The 17,146-nt window shown below is 34.7% G+C and carries 15 protein-coding genes; 3 read left to right on the plus strand and 12 right to left on the minus strand.

The window, feature by feature from the left end:
- Positions 1-8 precede the first annotated feature (8 nt).
- From QE109_RS05750 to QE109_RS05760, 3 genes are read right to left on the minus strand one after another with little or no spacing between them, the layout of a single operon-like run.
- On the minus strand, positions 9-896 hold the full coding sequence (locus QE109_RS05750) for a cell division protein FtsX (RefSeq protein ID WP_281093461.1): 888 nt from the start codon (positions 894-896) through the stop codon (positions 9-11).
- Positions 893-1,567 carry a cell division ATP-binding protein FtsE gene (locus QE109_RS05755; RefSeq protein WP_281093462.1) on the minus strand — a complete coding sequence of 225 codons (675 nt, stop codon included), beginning with the start codon at positions 1,565-1,567 and terminating at the stop codon, positions 893-895. The genes QE109_RS05750 and QE109_RS05755 overlap by 4 nt, the downstream gene beginning before the upstream one ends.
- 5 nt (positions 1,568-1,572) lie before the next feature.
- Complete coding sequence (locus tag QE109_RS05760; protein WP_281093463.1) at positions 1,573-2,688, minus strand: coiled-coil domain-containing protein; 1,116 nt, start codon at positions 2,686-2,688, stop codon at positions 1,573-1,575.
- 192 nt (positions 2,689-2,880) lie between these two features.
- Between QE109_RS05760 and QE109_RS05765 the strand changes: the two genes are divergently transcribed.
- Entirely contained in the window at positions 2,881-4,188 is a 1,308-nt protein-coding gene (locus QE109_RS05765) for a GerMN domain-containing protein (RefSeq protein ID WP_281093464.1), read from the plus strand.
- Positions 4,189-4,258: 70 nt separating this feature from the next.
- Here the strand turns inward: QE109_RS05765 and QE109_RS05770 are convergent, their stop codons facing one another.
- On the minus strand, positions 4,259-4,945 hold the full coding sequence (locus QE109_RS05770) for a Crp/Fnr family transcriptional regulator (protein ID WP_281093465.1): 687 nt from the start codon (positions 4,943-4,945) through the stop codon (positions 4,259-4,261).
- 146 nt (positions 4,946-5,091) lie between these two features.
- Between QE109_RS05770 and QE109_RS05775 the strand changes: the two genes are divergently transcribed.
- On the plus strand, positions 5,092-5,508 hold the full coding sequence (locus QE109_RS05775) for a DMT family transporter (RefSeq protein WP_281093466.1): 417 nt from the start codon (positions 5,092-5,094) through the stop codon (positions 5,506-5,508).
- A gap of 9 nt (positions 5,509-5,517) precedes the next feature.
- A complete protein-coding gene (locus tag QE109_RS05780) occupies positions 5,518-5,979 on the plus strand; it encodes a DMT family transporter (protein ID WP_281093467.1) in 462 nt (153 codons plus the stop codon).
- A gap of 152 nt (positions 5,980-6,131) precedes the next feature.
- On the opposite strand, the gene QE109_RS05785 is transcribed toward QE109_RS05780, so the two are convergent.
- The 8 genes from QE109_RS05785 to QE109_RS05820 form a co-directional block, all read right to left on the minus strand.
- Positions 6,132-7,160: an aldo/keto reductase gene (locus tag QE109_RS05785; protein ID WP_281093468.1), complete on the minus strand. Its 1,029-nt coding sequence runs from the start codon at positions 7,158-7,160 to the stop codon at positions 6,132-6,134.
- A 15-nt stretch (positions 7,161-7,175) separates the two neighbouring features.
- Positions 7,176-8,936 (minus strand): pyruvate kinase, encoded by a 1,761-nt coding sequence (gene pyk, locus QE109_RS05790; RefSeq protein WP_281093469.1) that lies wholly within the window; start codon positions 8,934-8,936, stop codon positions 7,176-7,178.
- A 39-nt stretch (positions 8,937-8,975) separates the two neighbouring features.
- Complete coding sequence (pfkA, locus tag QE109_RS05795; RefSeq protein WP_281093470.1) at positions 8,976-9,935, minus strand: 6-phosphofructokinase; 960 nt, start codon at positions 9,933-9,935, stop codon at positions 8,976-8,978.
- 20 nt (positions 9,936-9,955) lie between these two features.
- The gene (locus QE109_RS05800) at positions 9,956-13,429 is read right to left on the minus strand and encodes a DNA polymerase III subunit alpha (protein WP_281093471.1); all 3,474 of its coding nucleotides are present in this window, start codon (positions 13,427-13,429) and stop codon (positions 9,956-9,958) included.
- A gap of 9 nt (positions 13,430-13,438) precedes the next feature.
- On the minus strand, positions 13,439-14,653 hold the full coding sequence (locus QE109_RS05805; RefSeq protein ID WP_281093472.1) for an ABC transporter substrate-binding protein: 1,215 nt from the start codon (positions 14,651-14,653) through the stop codon (positions 13,439-13,441).
- A 1-nt stretch (position 14,654) separates the two neighbouring features.
- Positions 14,655-15,602 carry a DNA-binding protein WhiA gene (gene whiA / locus QE109_RS05810; protein ID WP_281093473.1) on the minus strand — a complete coding sequence of 316 codons (948 nt, stop codon included), beginning with the start codon at positions 15,600-15,602 and terminating at the stop codon, positions 14,655-14,657.
- The gene (locus QE109_RS05815) at positions 15,603-16,025 is read right to left on the minus strand and encodes an NUDIX hydrolase (protein WP_281093474.1); all 423 of its coding nucleotides are present in this window, start codon (positions 16,023-16,025) and stop codon (positions 15,603-15,605) included. It lies immediately after the preceding gene.
- 146 nt (positions 16,026-16,171) lie between these two features.
- Positions 16,172-17,143, minus strand: a complete 972-nt coding sequence (locus QE109_RS05820; protein ID WP_281093475.1) for a gluconeogenesis factor YvcK family protein — start codon at positions 17,141-17,143, stop codon at positions 16,172-16,174.
- Positions 17,144-17,146: the final 3 nt, after the last annotated feature.

The following is a 17,146-nucleotide window of genomic DNA, read 5'->3' on the forward strand; positions in this document are numbered from 1 at the left end:
GTGCTTTTTTATTTTTGAGTTATCATTTTCAAACCAAATGCACTTGCTAGACCACCCATAATAACTACTAATACCAACATGACAGCTGATAAAGTTAGCGGATTGGTCTGCATATTTATATTAGTTACAAATGGTAGAATATCTTCACTCATCATTGCTACAAGGTTAGAAAAAAAGGCAAACAATATAATTGCAATTAAACCACTGACAATTGAAATTCCAATGCCTTCAATATAAAAAGGCGTATTGATAAATCGATCTGGAGCACCGAGAAGTTGAAGCGTATTAATTTGATTTGCGTGTGCATGCACACCTTCTCGTATAATATGAGATGTAATGATAAAAGTTCCAAAAGTTACAGCCAACGTCATCATCAAACCAATTACACCAATCAACTTTGAAAAACTACTTATTTTCATCAATATATCTTGATTATCTCTAACATACGTAACATGGTCTAAACTTCTCATAGCTGTGACAATAGGATCAATCTGCTTAATATCAATTTCAAGTTCTAGATAAGGTACAAAAGGACTACTCTCAAATTGATCAAGGATATTAGCTTCTTCTCCCAAAACGACAGCCATTTGATATTCTGCTTCATCAGCAGTAACTTTATTAACAACTTCAACACCATCGATATTTTTTATGTTATCAATTAGTGTCTCCAATGCGTATGCATTTAAAGTCTCTTCATAATATACACTCACTTCTGCTTCATCCTTTAAGATTTGAGAAAAACGCATACTGAAAAACCATCCTGAAACGGTTATAAGTGCAATAAAAAAAATCAAAGCCAAACTTATAATTGACAATATACTTGAATTTCTATTGAGCTTAAAAATCGTCATAACTTCATGTAAATAATATCCTAAATTCTTAAAAACTGACTTCATCCCTCGCTCCTCTCTATGATAAATTTTCCCTCGTCCATATTGAGGCGTATGGTTGAATGAAAAGATTTCACAAGATGTGCTGCATGTGTGGTGATAACTACACTTGTCTGTTGATCAGCAAATGATGCCAGTAGATTTAATACATTGATGGCATTCTCTTGATCTAGGTTACCAGTTGGTTCATCAGCAATTATCAATTTAGGCTTTCTCGCAACAGCTCTTGCAATTGCAACGCGTTGACACTCTCCCCACGAGAGCTTATCAACAGTATGATCGCGTTTATGACCAAGCCCTACCCGCATTATATATTCAGTAGCAATCGAAATCATTTGCTCATGTGTAAAATCCAAGAAACGCAGACCAATCATCACATTATCTAAGACACTTCTACCTTCAATTAATCTAAACTCTTGAAAAACTGGTCCAAGTTTAGTTCGTAGTTTTCTTATTTCTTGTTCTTGACCAGCAATCATAGGCTGATCTAACACACTGATGTTACCATTACTTGGGACTTCAATTCCAAGAAACAATTTGAGTAAACTTGTTTTTCCAGAACCACTTGGTCCTAAAATTACGACAACTTCACCAGTCCCTATCTCAAGGTCAAAAGGCTTTAAAGCCTGTGTTCCATCTTTATATTTTAGTTCACACTGAATTGCACTGATCATCATTCACCTCAAAATAAACTTATTGTTATTTGCATCACTATTTTATCTTCATACTGGTCAATTCTCTTAATTGTATTCTTTCCAAGTAAAGATTTTAACTGAAAAATCATATCTCCTTCACTGAACAAATCGAGAATTGCACTCTGACTCATAGGGAGCTTATAAAAAGTTCCTCCAGTCACAGCATATTGTATGGTTTGATTATCAAGTAATATAAAACTACCTTCCAATTCTATTTCATATTCTGGAAATGCAAGCAATACTGCATCTTTACGAAAATCAAACTGAAGCTTTGGAAAATCTTTTTGAAGTGCTAAAACAGCATTAAACTTAGACTCTCTTATGGTTCCCGTCGTATTAAATAATGACAAGTTAAGTTCTACTGTATCTTCAGGTAATCCACCAGTTCGTATCAGTTGATTGAAACTAGCAATTGTTTTTGTAAAAAGCGGTTTTAAACTATTCCAAAGTGATTCGATTGACTTTAAATAAGCTTCATAGTGTGACTTTTCCGAACTAAGATTTTCTAAATAATCCTCTAGTTCTAATTTTGCCTTTGCTTTATCTGAAATTTTATTTGCTAAATCAGTTTTTTGATTTTCTAAATCTAGTTTTACTTCTTCAAAAGTTACTTTTTCACTTTCAAGAGCTACATTGATATTAAGGGTATCTATCATCAAACCATCCACTTTTTTTGATAAATCTCTTAATAAATTAATTCTATATATAAAATCTTTTAAAGACTTCGAAGAAAATATAACCTCAACACTTGAAGCAACACCTGATCTTTGCTGAATTTTCAACACTTCTCCGAGATTAGACTTCAAAGCTCCATACCTTTGCTCCATTTCAATAATATTGGTACTGAGCGTTTCTATTCTAGAATTTGTAGTCTTTATTTTTTCTTCGATTTGAATAGTTTGTGTCTGTAGCAACTCGATCTCTGACGACAAAACAAATAACTTCTCAATAATCAACTCTTCTTCTGAAGTTATTTGATTTAATTTATCTTTAGCCTCTTGCTCTGTAGGTTCAGCATAAGCCATATTTAAATTTGCAAATGCCACTATAGCCACTACCAAGATTACGCATAAATATAGTTTTGTCTGTCTTATTTTCTTCATAATTAGCCTCATATTTTCTGTTTAGCGATGAAAAGACCATCCTTAAAGACATTGTAACAGAAAGGTTCACAACAAACGATAAAAAACGAATGATTTATATGTTAAAATAATGAATTTGTCAATAATCGTTGGCAAAAGATTGTTAAATAGCTTATAATGGTATAGAAATCAGAGTTGAAAGGAGGCACTATTTTGCACAGAATTTTACCGAATATCCTATTTATTGTTATCATCTTTATTTTGGCAACGGCTTTCCCGTTGAGTACGGATATTTTATCACTTGATTTATCACAAAAGATTGTCGACAAGCCCGTTGAAGAAGTCGTCATTACCCCCAAATTATCTACAGTTATCCCTGAGAAGCAAGATTCAATTCTTAATCCAGAGTTGTATTTTGATATAAAAAGCACTACCTCAGTCTTTCCGGCAGAATTATTGTCAAACTACTCAGTTGATATCTACTCAGCTACTGAAAAAGTAGCAACTATACCACTAATCAACTTTAAGGCTGTCACTATTTCTAATGTGGAAAACCAAAAGAGAATTTCAGTACCCAAAATAGACTTGTTAGCTGGACAAGTTGAAGGTTATTATACTTTTAAACTTGTTGAAGATCATAAAAGTTATGATTATAATTGGTATGCATCGAATATCAATTATTCCAAAGTTTTACTTCAGACAACTGACCAAGTTTCTTCTGGTAATTTAGGCATGACACTTTATTATCCGACAAGTGATTATCAATACTTAGTGCCTATTTCAAGAATTATCAAAACACCTGATAACCGTTGGAGAACACTTTATACAGCATTAACCAATGGACCTAAATCTGGGTTAGGATTATACGAAAATGCGCCAATTATACCTTATGCACCAAATATTAAAATTTCTAAAGGAATTGCATCTATCTATATGTATAGTGCTAATTTGGCTGGATTTGAAGATAAATATCCACTTGTTGTAGAGAGTATCTCAAAAACTTTTATGTCACTTGGTCAACTTGAGGGTGTTAACTTCTTGCTTGATGATTCATCAAACAAAACATTTTCTGGTGTTGATTTAAGGACGACTTTCACATCAGTTCAAGAGAATAGTGCATATATGGCTTATAACAAGGATTCAAATTATTTATTATTACTACCACTTGCACTTACAACGAGTAATTTTGATGATCAAGTCAATGAGATTATTTCGGCACTTAAAGGACATTCCGAAAGCTCTAGTGACCTGATCGCTGTTATACCTGAGGAAGTAACCTTACAAGGCTATACTTTAAACGGTTCCAATTTACAATTGAATTTTAGTGAAAATATAACAAAAGTTTTAACTGATTATCCAGAATACGAACGTTTAATGTTTAAAGCGCTTCTCTATAGTTGCACAAGCTTAGAAAACGTAAACACACTGCAAATTCAAGCCAATGGTGTTAACATATCAAATTCACAAGTTGATTTCACTTCACCAGTTTCTGCAGATCAATACATTAACTTAGAACCTTAACATGTATATCAAATATTTCAACTTTAAAAAGTGGAAAACAGCTCTATACTTAGGCTGATTCCGCTTTTTTTTACTTTTCTTCATAGATTGAACCCGCTAATAATTCTAATTTATTGAGATCTAAAACACTGATACTTTTCTTTGTTTTCTTTAGCACTTGATTTTTTTCTAATTGTTGGAAAGCACGATGTAATTGGCGATATGTCGTCCCTATAAATTCAGAGACGTCTTGTAAAGAGTCTTTTAATACAATTTCATCAGATTTAATCTCATGTGCCATAAGATAACTTGCCAATCTATTTTTCACTGGGTATAGCAAATTCAATGAATGGTGTCGATCTGCATAAAGTAATTTTGTCGCTAAGGATTTTGAGACATACCAAAGAAACGGTGGATAATCAATTGCCCTTTGTCTCAATACTTCAATTGGGATTCTAATTAGTTCAGATGGAAGAACTGCACTAACTGAACAAGAAGCTTTCACATTATTTACAAGTTCAATTTCTCCTAACGAATCAAAAGAGCTATAAAACTGAATCAAGAAAGCCTTTCCATTTTCGTGAATTTGGAATACTTTCAATTTTCCTGTCACAAAAAAATAAAAATATGGCATATCTGAATTCGCAACTAATATATCTTCATCTCTTGAATATCTACAAAGTTCTGCAGATTCCAATACTTCAAATGGCAAAATTTCATCTATCTTATTTTTCATGATCAGTAACTCTAAATATTTCTTATTTTCAGTAATTTGCATTTCACCACCTCGCTTTAATAGAAATAATTATATCTTAAAACATGACATATGTCATATTTTTTAGTGCTTCAACCCTTTATACTATATACATAACAGTTTCATACTGTGTTACTAATTTTTTAATAGATTTAAAGAAAGAGGTACATATGGCTAAATCGCTAGCTTATTTCACTGGACTGATTTTATCAATCATGGTTACATTTAATGGTTTGCTAAGTGGTGCAACGAATACCTATTTTAGCAACATTGTATATCATGGTATTGGGTTGATTTTCTTTGGTATTATTGTTTTTGCAATAAGAGACAAACTAACACATGTAAAACTAAAGCCAATACATTTTATACCTGGTATATTAGGTTCACTAACAATAATTCTGAATAACGTTGTAATTGGCGCTATTGGTGTTACTTTAATGATTGCTTTTACATTGGTTGGACAAGTGCTTACATCTCTGGCAATTGACCACTGGGGCCTGTTAGGCAAAAGCATTACAAAACCAACACAAAAACAATGTGTTGGAGTTGGAATCATGATTGTTGGTTTGACAATTATGGTACTATAGGAGGAATATATGTCATCATTTATCATCTATTTATTTGCAATTTCATTAGGCGTTTTGGTAACCGTGGTTCCGATTATCAATGGTGAGAACACAAAACAACTCGGGACATTTCGTGTGTCATTGTTTCATTATTTCTCCGCATTTATAGTAGGTATTATGTTTTATTTAGTATTAAATTCAAGCACACCAGTTTATCAACTTGGTCAGGTTCCTTGGCATTATTATCTAGGTGGTGTTTTAGGACTTTCTGTGATCTTACTGATGAACTATTATTCCTCAAGGATAACTGCACTTCACATTTCGATTTTGCCTTTTCTTGGTCAAATGACCATGGGCCTTATATTAGACTATTTTCTATTTAATCAGCTCAACTTCAAAACCATAATTGGACTCGTAATCGTTTTAACAGGTCTATATATACAATCCTCACCTACGCCTTTAAAAGTATCAAAAGTTAATAATGTTTTATAAGAAAAGGCTCTATAAAAATATTGGTGTGGGGTAAAACTCACCACAACATTAATTATAGAGCCGAATTTATAAACAAAGTATAGTCAAAACAAAAAAGAGTGGGGATCATGAGATCCCCACTCTAACTATTTACTTAGATCCGTAAATTATACTTACTTTATACTTTTAGCAAGATCAAACTGATGAACCACATTTTTAAGCATGTGCACAATAGGAAGATTGTAAGGACACTTCGTTTCACAGCTGCCACAAGAGACACAGGCATCTGCTTTTACTGCTAGCCCCTCATATCTCGTAACTGCCCATTCTGCTAGATGATACCGTGTAAGATAGCCTTCCATCAAAAACTGTGTTGGAATATCAATCCCTTGAGGGCAAGGTAAACAATAACCGCACCTTCTACAGAACGCTTCACCTAAAGCAGCTACAATTTCATTCATTTCAAGAATCTCTTCCTTTGAAAAATCAATTTTCATATTGGCAACAGCTGCATTTTCAGCGACTTGATCTACATGATCCATCCCAGGAATTGCAACACTCACATCATGATTTGATAGAATGAATTTCAAACTCAAAGTCCCATTTTGAATTGCGCCACCTGCAAGAGGTTTCATGACAATTACACCAATCCCTCTTTGAGCAGCAACTTTAAATAGTGATTCTCCATGTCGTTCCACAATATTATATGGAAACTGAATGGTTTCAAATGGCATCTCCTGAATGATCTGATTAATAAAATCAGCACTATGTGCAGTGATGCCAATATGCCTAATCTTTCCATCTGCTTTTGCTTCTAAAAGAGCTTTATATGCACCATTTTCAGACATCACCAAGGCATACTGTTCAATGTCTTTAACATTATGACATTGATAGAGGTCTATTACATCAACCTTTAAATTACTTAAACTTTTTTCAATATCGGCTCTCATATCTTCATATGTCCTTGCCATTGATTTTGTTGCAATGACAAAGTGCTCACGCCCAACCGGTACCATGGCATTACCAATCATCTCTTCACTGGTTGTATAACCACGTGCTGTATCGATAAAATTCAATCCTTCGGAATACAGCTTTTCAATTAATAGGTTTACATTTTCCTGATCAAGTCTTTGAATCGGTATGCCTCCAAAACCTACTGGGGCAATTTTAAGTCCAGTTAATCCAAGCTCTCTGTAATTCATGATGCCTCCTAATAATTAGAGTACTCTTGCCTTTCCAGCATAAACGATTCCTTTAGCTGAATCAAGTGTAATATCAGTACCGTCTTTTAAGAGCTCAGTTGCATTTTGTGCACCAACAACACATGGCTTTTTAAGACTAAGTGCAACTATAGCACCATGAGAAGTATAACCACCCTCTTCTACGATTAGGCCAGATGCTTGTTGGATATATGGCATCATATCTTTATCTGTTGAAGTTGAAACCAAAATATCACCAGGCATGAATTTACCTTCTAATTCTTCCGGAGTACTTCCTACACATGCTTTACCTCTTACAAAGTCCTTAACAAGTCCAGTACCTTTGATTAACACTTCGCCAACCAATTGTACCTTCATGATGTTTGTCGCGCCAGAAACGCCTACAGGGACACCAGCAGTGATAACTACAAGGTCACCATCTTTAATAAATCCCTTTTCCTTAGCTTTTTCAACTGACATATCAAAGATTTTATCAGTAGAAGTTCCTTCACCTATAACAACTGGGAACACACCCCATACCATATTCATTCTTCTACAAGATGCTTCTGTGATTGTACATGCGATTATAGGCGCTTTAGGTCTAAGTTTAGAAACTCTTTTAGCAGTAAAACCTGATGATGTAGCAGTGATAATTGCAGTTGCTTCAAGCTCTAAAGCTGTATTTGCGGTTGCATGACTTACTGCAGAAGTTACACCTTTCTCATCAGCTAGTGCTACTCTTTTTTGAAGTAATTCTTTATAGTCTAAAGCTTGTTCTGCTGCATGTGCAATTTTTGCCATTGTTCTAACTGACTCAAGTGGGTATTTACCAGCTGCTGTTTCACCAGAGAGCATAACCGCATCCGTACCATCGTAGATTGCATTTGCTACGTCAGTTGCTTCAGCTCTTGTTGGTCTAGGATTACGCATCATAGAATCCAACATTTGAGTAGCTGTAATTACTGGTTTTCCTTCTCTGTTACACATTTCAATCATTTTCTTTTGAACGATTGGTACAAACTCAGTAGGAATTTCAACACCAAGATCACCACGTGCTACCATTAAACCATCAGAAACTTCAAGAATTTCCTCTAAGTTATCAACGCCCTCTTGGTTCTCAATCTTAGAAATAATATGAATTTCATGTGAAAAGTTATCTTCTAAAACTTTTCTAATTTCTAAAACGTCGCCTGCTTTTCTGATAAATGAAGCCGCTATAAAATCAATACCGTTTCTTATACCAAAGACGATATCATCAATATCTTTTTGAGTAATTGCAGGTAAGTTGATTTTAACACCAGGAACATTGATTCCCTTGTTGTTTTTTACATCACCACCATTAAGTACTTTTGTTTTAATTTCTTTTTCTGTTGTAGATAAAACTTCAAGCTCAATTAAACCGTCATCGATAAGCACTTTATCGCCAACAACAACATCTTGTGGCAATCCTACATAAGAGATTTGGCATTTGTTTTGGTCACCAAGATACTCTTCAACTGTTAAAGTGAATTCTTGACCTTCTACTAATGTATATACTGGCTCTTTGAATTTACCTGTTCTAATTTCAGGACCTTTTGTATCTAGTAAGATTGCTACAGGAACACCCAATTCTTCTCTTACTTCTTTGATCATTTCAATACGTGCTAAATGTTCTTCATGGCTACCATGAGAAAAGTTTAATCTTGCTACACTTAAACCACTTTTTACTAACTCTTTGAAAATCTCTCTTGGTTCACTTGCTGGTCCAATCGTACAAACGATTTTGGTTTTTCTTAACATAAAATTCCTCCTAATAAGTCCTTTAAAATTACCCATATATTAAATTGCCAAAATTCTTGCCAATTCGTATATACCTTTATCATAGTCTTTCTTCATATTTAAAGCTTCATCAAAATCAAGTGCAATCATTTGATTACCTTTAATACCTACCGCTTTTCCATACTGCCCTTCCATAAGTAATTCTACAGCATGTGCCCCCATTCTCGATCCTAAGATTCGATCATTTGGTGTTGGGGTTCCACCTCTTTGTAAATAGCCTATAACACTAACCTTTACATCGGAGCTGGTTTTACTTTTAATTTGTTCTGCCAGTTCATAAGGTTTACCTACACCTTCCGCTAGCAAGATGATACTATGCAATTTTCCACGTTTTTTGCCACGAATGATCGTTCGACAAAGTTCGTCTACATCTGTATCGAGTTCTGGAATAATCACAGCTTCAGCACCACCTGCAAGACCACCATAAAGTGCAATGTCACCACAATTTCTACCCATGACTTCAATGATATTCACCGTTCCATGGGATGATGATGTATCTCTTATATTACCAATTGCACTAACAACAGTGGTAAGTGCCGTATCAAAACCTAAAGTATAATCCGTATAAGCTAAATCATTATCTATGGTACCTGGAATACCAATTGTAGGGAATCCAGCCTCAGCCAATCGCTTAGCGCCATTAAAAGATCCATCTCCACCAATAACTACAAGGCTATCAACTTTAAACATTCTTAACATCTGAAGACCTTTATTAAACCCTTCATCAGTTTTAAAGTCAAGACACCTTGCGGTCCTTAGCATCGTACCTCCACGATGAATAATATCACCTACAGAAGTTATATTTAAGTTTTCGATATCGCCTTCTATTAAACCTTGATAGCCTCTATAAACTCCTGCTACCTCGAACCCATGATATATGGCAGTTCTAACCACAGCTCTTATGGCTGCATTCATACCTGGTGCATCGCCACCACTTGTTAGTACACCAATTTTCTTCAAAGTTCTCACTCCTTTTGGTATTAACCAAGTTTCACATTTCCCAAACCGACAATACCTTCAATTTTCTTTATTATTTCTTCTGTTACTACAATATGACAATTTGTTTTAAGTTTTTTTTGACTATCTTGAATATAAAATATGACATCCGATTTTCTACCTTTCCTCAGGTAAGTTTTTTCATGAATCTTCAATAGCTTGTGTACAGTCTCCATTGATTCTCTAGTTTCCGTTTCAAAACGAACAAAAAACTTTTGAGGCTTTTCTGAACCTTCTATCGGACTAATCTTCTCTGCTATAATTTTGGGTGGTTCATCCTCTTTTAGTTGCAATCTACCCTGAATCAGAATTTCTTGATCCTTTACCATTAGAGCTTGTACTTTCTCATAAGTTTTTGGAAATACAATAACTTCAATCTGATCATATAAATCTTCAACTGTCAAAAATACCATTTTACTGTTGTTTCTTGTTATTTTATCAATTTTTGCGACGATAAGACCACCAGTGATTATCTTCATATTGTCTTTCAAAGTAGTATCAATTTCTGCCGCATCTTCCTTAAGTTCTGCTAAATTCATAGTTGTTAAGGATTCTAAAAGTTGCTTATGTTTATCAAGTGGGTGTCCCGTCAAATATATACCCAACATTTCTTTTTCAAACTGCAATAATGTTTGAGTCCTTAATTCAGGGATACTTGGCATCTTATTGCCCATTTCTTCAGAAGTAATCTCAGGTAACTCCATATTGAAAATAGAAAATTGTCCTTCTGCACTTTTTCTTTTAATTGCATGGATTCCATCGATTGTCTTTTCGTAAATTGCGAGCAACTGAGATCGCAAATGACCAAGTTCATCAAATGCACCTGCCTTAATTAAGCTTTCAACGGCTTTTTTGTTAAGTTCTGAAGCGTTTACAGTTTCACAAAAATCATAAAACCCTTTAAAAGGTCTCTCTCGACGCGCAACAATGATAGCCTCAATTACACCTCTTCCTACGTTTTTAATCGCATTTAGACCGTAACGAATTGCACTATCTTCCACCGTAAATCCTTGAAAAGACTTATTAACACTTGGGGGGAGAACCTTAATACCATGTTCTTTAGCATCTTGAATATAAAGTGCTAGTTTCGATTGGCTTCCCATTACACTCGTCATCAAAGCTGCCATAAATTCAACTGGAAAATGACACTTCAGATAAGCAGTCTGATATGCAATAATTGCGTAACCTGCTGCATGAGATTTGTTAAATGCATATTTTGCAAAATCAACCATATCATCAAAAATTTCGCTAGCGATATTTGCAGGAACGCCATTTCTAACGCACCCAGGTAATTCGATGGTACCGTTTTCATCAATCTTTCCATTGATAAAATATGCGCGCTCTTTTTCCATGACATCCATCTTTTTCTTACTCATAGCACGTCTAACAATATCACTTCGACCATAGCTATATCCTGCAAGTTCTCTAACGATTCTCATAACTTGTTCTTGATAAACAAGACAGCCATAAGTGACTTCTAATATAGGTTTTAATAGCTCTGCCTTATATACAACTTGGCTTGTATCGTATTTGTTTCGAATATACAGGGGGATTGAATCCATTGGTCCCGGTCTATATAAAGATATCCCAGCAATGATATCTTCAAACCCAGTCGGTTTTAATTCTCTCATAAACCGCCTGAATCCAGTAGATTCTAATTGAAAAAGTCCTAAGGTATCACCACGTCCAATCATCTCATAAACTAATGGATCATCTTGTGGGATATCTTCGAGCCTGACTTTTTTATTTTGTCCCTCTTCAATTAATTGTAATGCATTTTTGATAACTGTCAATGTCCTAAGGCCTAAAAAATCCATTTTTAACATTCCAAGTTCTTCAAGCAGTACCATATTGAACTGGGTTGAAATTCCTCCCTCTTGAACATATAGAGGTACATAAGTGTCTACAGGATTTTTTGAGATCACCACACCTGCAGCATGTGTTGATGCGTGGCGAGGTACACCCTGTAACTTAATAGCAGCTTCCATAAGCGCTTTAGCTTCAGCTGAACTTTCCACTAATTCAACTAGCTTCGTATTTTTTTTCAACGCTTTTTCTAAAGTCATCCCTAATTCCATGGGAATCTCTTTGGCTATTTTATCGACTTCCTGATAAGACATGTCCATCACTCGACCAACATCTCGTATCGCTGCCCTTGCAGCCATAGTACCAAAAGTGATGATTTGAGCGACTCTATCTTTACCGTATTTATCTACCACGTAATCTATTACTTCAGATCGCCTTTCATCCTCGAAATCAATATCTATGTCTGGCATCGTTATTCTTTCTGGATTTAGAAAGCGCTCAAAGATCAAATCGTATTTAATTGGGTCAACTTCAGTAATATCAAGTACATACGCGACTATACTACCACCACAGCTCCCTCTACCAGGGCCTACAGCGATATCCTTTGATTTAGCATATCTGATAAAATCCCAAACGATTAAGAAATAATCATCATAACCCATTTGATGGATTACATTTAGCTCATACTCGAGCCTTTCAATATGCTTTTCATATGCTTCATACTTATGTCTAAGACCCTTATAGCAAAGATCAATCAGCATTTGTTGACCATTCTTACCTTCTAAGGTATATTCAGGTAAATGTGTTTTAGAAAAATCAAAATCGAAATTACATTTTTCGGCAATTCTTACGGTGTTTTCAAGCGCGTCGGTTCGTGCAGAAAAAAGAGCGTACATTTCCTCAGGAGATTTTAAATAAAATTCTTTAGTCGGAAACTTCATTCGGTCTCGGTCACTGAGTACTTTACCTGTCTGAATACAGAGTAGAATATCGTGAACGGCCTCATCCTCTTTTTCTAAATAATGAACATCGTTGGTTGCAACTAGTGGAATATTCGTTTTTTCACTTAAAGTAACAAGCCGTCTATTAATTAATTTTTGTTCCTGCATCTGATGATCCTGAAGTTCTAAGTAAAAATCACCTTTATCAAACATATTACTCAAACGCAAAGCCATATGTTCAGCCCCAATTAAATCACCTTCAAGTAATAAACGTTGAACATCTCCAGCTAAACATGCACTTAATCCAATTAGTCCTTCGGTATGTTGACTTAGTAGCTCATAATCTATCCGGGGTTTGTAGTAAAAGCCATCAGTATAGCCTGCTGATACTAACTTAATGAGATTTTTATAACCCGTCTCATTTTTCACTAACAAAACTAGATGGGCTGCATTTTTATCAATACCAGCCTCTTTATCAAATCTTGTTCTTGGTGCAACATAAACTTCACAGCCTATTATTGGTTTCACACCATTTTTCTTAGCTGCTTTGTAAAAATCAACTACACCAAACATAACGCCATGGTCAGTAATTGCCACGGCGTCCATTCCTAATTCTTTTACTTTACCAAATAATTTCTCAATTCTTGCAAAACCATCAAGCAAACTAAATTCTGTATGCAAATGTAAGTGCACAAATCCGTTAGCACCCATGTTTTCTCCTTATTTCCCCAAAACCTGTGCTTGCCATTGCTTCAAAATGATCGTTCTCATTTCTGGTGAAAACTCTGTCATCACACTTTCTAGGAAGTCACTATATTTAACGGTCGTGGATTTTAATTTTACTGACTTAAGTGTATCTAAAGTAGTCTTTGGTGTAATCTCAAGTGAATAAATAGGTAAACTCCCCCAAGATTTAGGATTAAATTTACTAGCTTGCATTTCTGAACCCAACAATGCATTTAATGCAACCATAGCACCTGTTTTATTGGGCGAGTTAAAAGCTATAGAAGCTCCTTCTGTAAAAGTAGCGACTCCATCAGTTAGAACAAAAGTAGAAGCGTTTTCTGGATACTCATATTCTTTTAATCTATCTGTAGCATAATTATAGTCCATGTTTAAACTCATCATCAAAGCGCCATTGTTAAATAAGTCATCTAAGGCTTGAGTCGATTCTGGATAAACAGATCCATTGTCTTTAAGGTCTGGTTTGAGTGCAATTAATTGATTTAAACCTGGTTGAATTGCATTAAGAAATTTAGTTTGATCAATTGTGCCAGACATAAAGGGTTCTATATCCATATATTGTCCAATAACACTTAATACAAAGGCTTCACCTTCTATAGATGTCATAGGATTTGGATATGTGAATTGACCTTTAAACTCTTTGATTAATCCCCAAAATTCATCATAACTCGTTGGCTTCTCATAAAAAACATCTTGATTATAAATGAAACTAAGTTGATTTCTACCATATGGCACAATATAGCCTTGAGTTGATATACCTTCGCGGTATATATAGTTTAATGCAGCAGTATCAATAGAAGCTTTAACTTCTGGTATTTTATCAGTAAAAGGACCATATAATAAGCCCTTGTTATACGCATTCTTAAAACCGTCTTTTTCAAAGATAATAATATCATATTCACCCGAATCAACTTCATTTGCTTTATCTGAGGCTAACTCATCAAGCGTTTTTAATAAGGGTTGTTCAACTACTTTCAGCTTAATATCGTAAGTTGTGCTTAAGTAGCTTGCAAAATCATCTTTTAGCCAATCAATGACTTTCGCATTAGAATGCTGCAAAGCTATAGTTACAGTTGACGCTTCCGCACTTTGTTCAATTAATTCCCACTGTTTTTGTTCCTGATCATTGCCATAGTCGCATCCTGTAGCTACAAATAGCATTACTAGTATTAACGCAAGTAATCTCTTCATGTTAACCCTTCCTCTTACTTATTTGATCCGCTAGTTCCATGATTTTTTTGAGTCTATGATTAACACCTGATTTTCCTATTGGTGGTACAATCATTTCTCCAAGTTCTTTCAAAGTTGCTTCTGGGTTCTCAACTCTAACTTCTGCAATTTCTCTTAACTTATCATCCAGATAATCAAGACCGACACTCATTTCGATAGAATTAATCGCTTGAATATGTTCATATGCAGCATCTGCAGTCTTAGTGAGATTAGCTGTTTCACAGTTAACCACTCGATTAACATTGTTTCTCATCTGCTTTACGATACGTATATTTTCATATTCTAATAAAGTTTGATGAGCCCCTATTATGTTCAGAAAATCAACAATCTTTTCACTTTCCTTTAAGTAAACAATATAATTTTTTTTCCGTGTAGTGACTTTGGTTCCCAGATCGTAATTATCATTTATAAAATTAATAAGGTCATTTGCAAATACTTCATTATGAGTAATCAACTCTAAATGATAACTTCTTTCAGGAGCACTAAGTGAGCCACCTCCCAAATAGATACCTCTCAGGTATGCTTTTTTACAACAATTTTTTTTGATGATTTCTTTGGGCATTCGATCATTTAATGTATAACTTTCTCCATCAAATTTAAGTATCCCTAAATCTGTCAGGATGTCATTTGCTTTTTCGATAAACATCTCATAAGAATGGTGTTTGTTAAGTACCTTATTTTCTTTCATGATCAACTCAGTATGTAGCTTATATGTCTTTTTAAGCAAAATAAAAACCAAACGTGCCACAGCTGGGTTTTCAGTTACAATTCTTAAATTCATAGCATTATAACCACCGAATTCAAGCGCACCACTTACTCTTATAATGCCTGATAGGACAGCACGATTACAGCACCTACCTTCAGTTCTTATTCTTGTGAGTTCATTTTTTGATTTAGATGAAAATGACATTTAATTTTCCTCGAAAGTTCTTATTATTTCTAAAGCTTTAACGAGAATATCTCGTTCATCATCGTATTTGGCCAATTCAACCACATTGTCTTGATGTATAAACTTTGCACTTATAAAGCCTTCCTCACGTTGCGGATGAGCATTCGTATGAATTGCTTTCATAAGGTACCAGTATACTTTTTTTTCAATAATATGATTATTAGACCAGTAATTCTTAAAACGATAAGAAGTTTCACCAATTGGCGTTAAGACTTTAGCCTTAATCCCCGCCTCTTCTTTAACTTCTCTAACCGCAGTCTCTTCACTCGTCTCACCTTGTTCAATTTTTCCTTTTGGCAATACCCAATCACCATTTATTTTTTGTAGCATAAGAATACTGTTGCCGATGTAAACCACGCCACCTGAACTATATACTCTTTTCATAAAATCACCTTTTTAACTTTTATGCGCATATTATAGTATACCATAAAACATATGGTTTTAAGCTTAAAAAGCTCAAAAATGAGCTATTAATCGCACTCAAAATTAAAAAAAGAAGGGCTTTAGACCCCTTCTAAAATCGCCCTCTACTATCTGTATACCCTCTCAATATGTCTTAATAATTTTTTGCTTATTTTAGAGGCATCATGTCTTACATAACCTTTTTTTTCTTCTACAAAATCATCATTGATTACTTTGATCCCCATATTTTCTAGGATATCAAAATCCTCTTTTTGAAGCGCTACTGGATAAGCTGATTCTCTTTCATATCTTTCGAGCACATCACCTAATATCTCCCCAGTATTCACGACAACAAAATCAAGTTTTTCAATTTTCGTGTGTTGTTTGAGTGCTAATACATGCTGAGCTGCGGAAAATCCATCTGTTTCGCCAGGTTGTGTCATGATGTTGACGATATAAAAAACTGGTGCAGAAGATTGGTTAATTGCTTTTACAACTTCTTCAACCAAAAGATTTGGTATAATGCTAGTAAATAAACTCCCAGGTCCTAATATGATGATGTCAGCTTCTAAAATGCGTTTTACGACCATATCATAAGTCTTAGCATCTTTGGGTTCAATCCATATTTGTTCTATTCCTATGTCTCTTTTTACGGCTTCATGAGGTATGTTGGACTCTCCTACAACTGTCGTTCCATCTTCTAGCTTAGCATAAAGTACAATATCTTCCTCTGAAACAGGAAAAACCTCACCTGTAATTGCAAAAATATCAGATATTTTTTTTATCGCTTCTTCAAAACTATCTGATATGCCTACCATTGCAGCGATCATTAGATTTCCAAAATTTTGGCCTTTTAGCCTACCATCTTGAAAGCGATAATGAAATAAATCCTGTAAAATAGGTTCTTTATTAGCAAGGGCAAGTATACAGTTTCTTACATCACCCGGGGGCAACATACCCAAATCTTCTCTTAATACACCAGAACCTCCACCATCATCAGCAACAGTAACAACTGCCGTTATATTGGTAGAAACTTCTTTTAAACCTCTAAGGAGTATTGATAAGCCCGTACCACCGCCAAGTGCAACTATTTTGACCATGGT

Origin of the sequence: Fusibacter bizertensis, assembly GCF_029914245.1 — a bacterium.
Classification (GTDB): Bacteria; Bacillota; Clostridia; order Peptostreptococcales; family Acidaminobacteraceae; genus Fusibacter_C; species Fusibacter_C bizertensis.

Bases quoted from the DNA above. Each gene is read 5' to 3' on its own strand.
- QE109_RS05750 (WP_281093461.1), bottom strand. From the start codon at position 896: ATGAAGTCAGTTTTTAAGAATTTAGGATATTATTTACATGAAGTTATG.
- QE109_RS05755 (WP_281093462.1), bottom strand. From the start codon at position 1,567: ATGATGATCAGTGCAATTCAGTGTGAACTAAAATATAAAGATGGAACA.
- QE109_RS05760 (WP_281093463.1), bottom strand. From the start codon at position 2,688: ATGAAGAAAATAAGACAGACAAAACTATATTTATGCGTAATCTTGGTA.
- QE109_RS05770 (WP_281093465.1), bottom strand. From the start codon at position 4,945: ATGCAAATTACTGAAAATAAGAAATATTTAGAGTTACTGATCATGAAA.
- QE109_RS05775 (WP_281093466.1), top strand. From the start codon at position 5,092: ATGGCTAAATCGCTAGCTTATTTCACTGGACTGATTTTATCAATCATG.
- QE109_RS05780 (WP_281093467.1), top strand. From the start codon at position 5,518: ATGTCATCATTTATCATCTATTTATTTGCAATTTCATTAGGCGTTTTG.
- QE109_RS05785 (WP_281093468.1), bottom strand. From the start codon at position 7,160: ATGAATTACAGAGAGCTTGGATTAACTGGACTTAAAATTGCCCCAGTA.
- pyk (WP_281093469.1), bottom strand. From the start codon at position 8,936: ATGTTAAGAAAAACCAAAATCGTTTGTACGATTGGACCAGCAAGTGAA.
- QE109_RS05800 (WP_281093471.1), bottom strand. From the start codon at position 13,429: ATGGGTGCTAACGGATTTGTGCACTTACATTTGCATACAGAATTTAGT.
- QE109_RS05805 (WP_281093472.1), bottom strand. From the start codon at position 14,653: ATGAAGAGATTACTTGCGTTAATACTAGTAATGCTATTTGTAGCTACA.
- whiA (WP_281093473.1), bottom strand. From the start codon at position 15,602: ATGTCATTTTCATCTAAATCAAAAAATGAACTCACAAGAATAAGAACT.
- QE109_RS05815 (WP_281093474.1), bottom strand. From the start codon at position 16,025: ATGAAAAGAGTATATAGTTCAGGTGGCGTGGTTTACATCGGCAACAGT.
- QE109_RS05820 (WP_281093475.1), bottom strand. From the start codon at position 17,143: ATGGTCAAAATAGTTGCACTTGGCGGTGGTACGGGCTTATCAATACTC.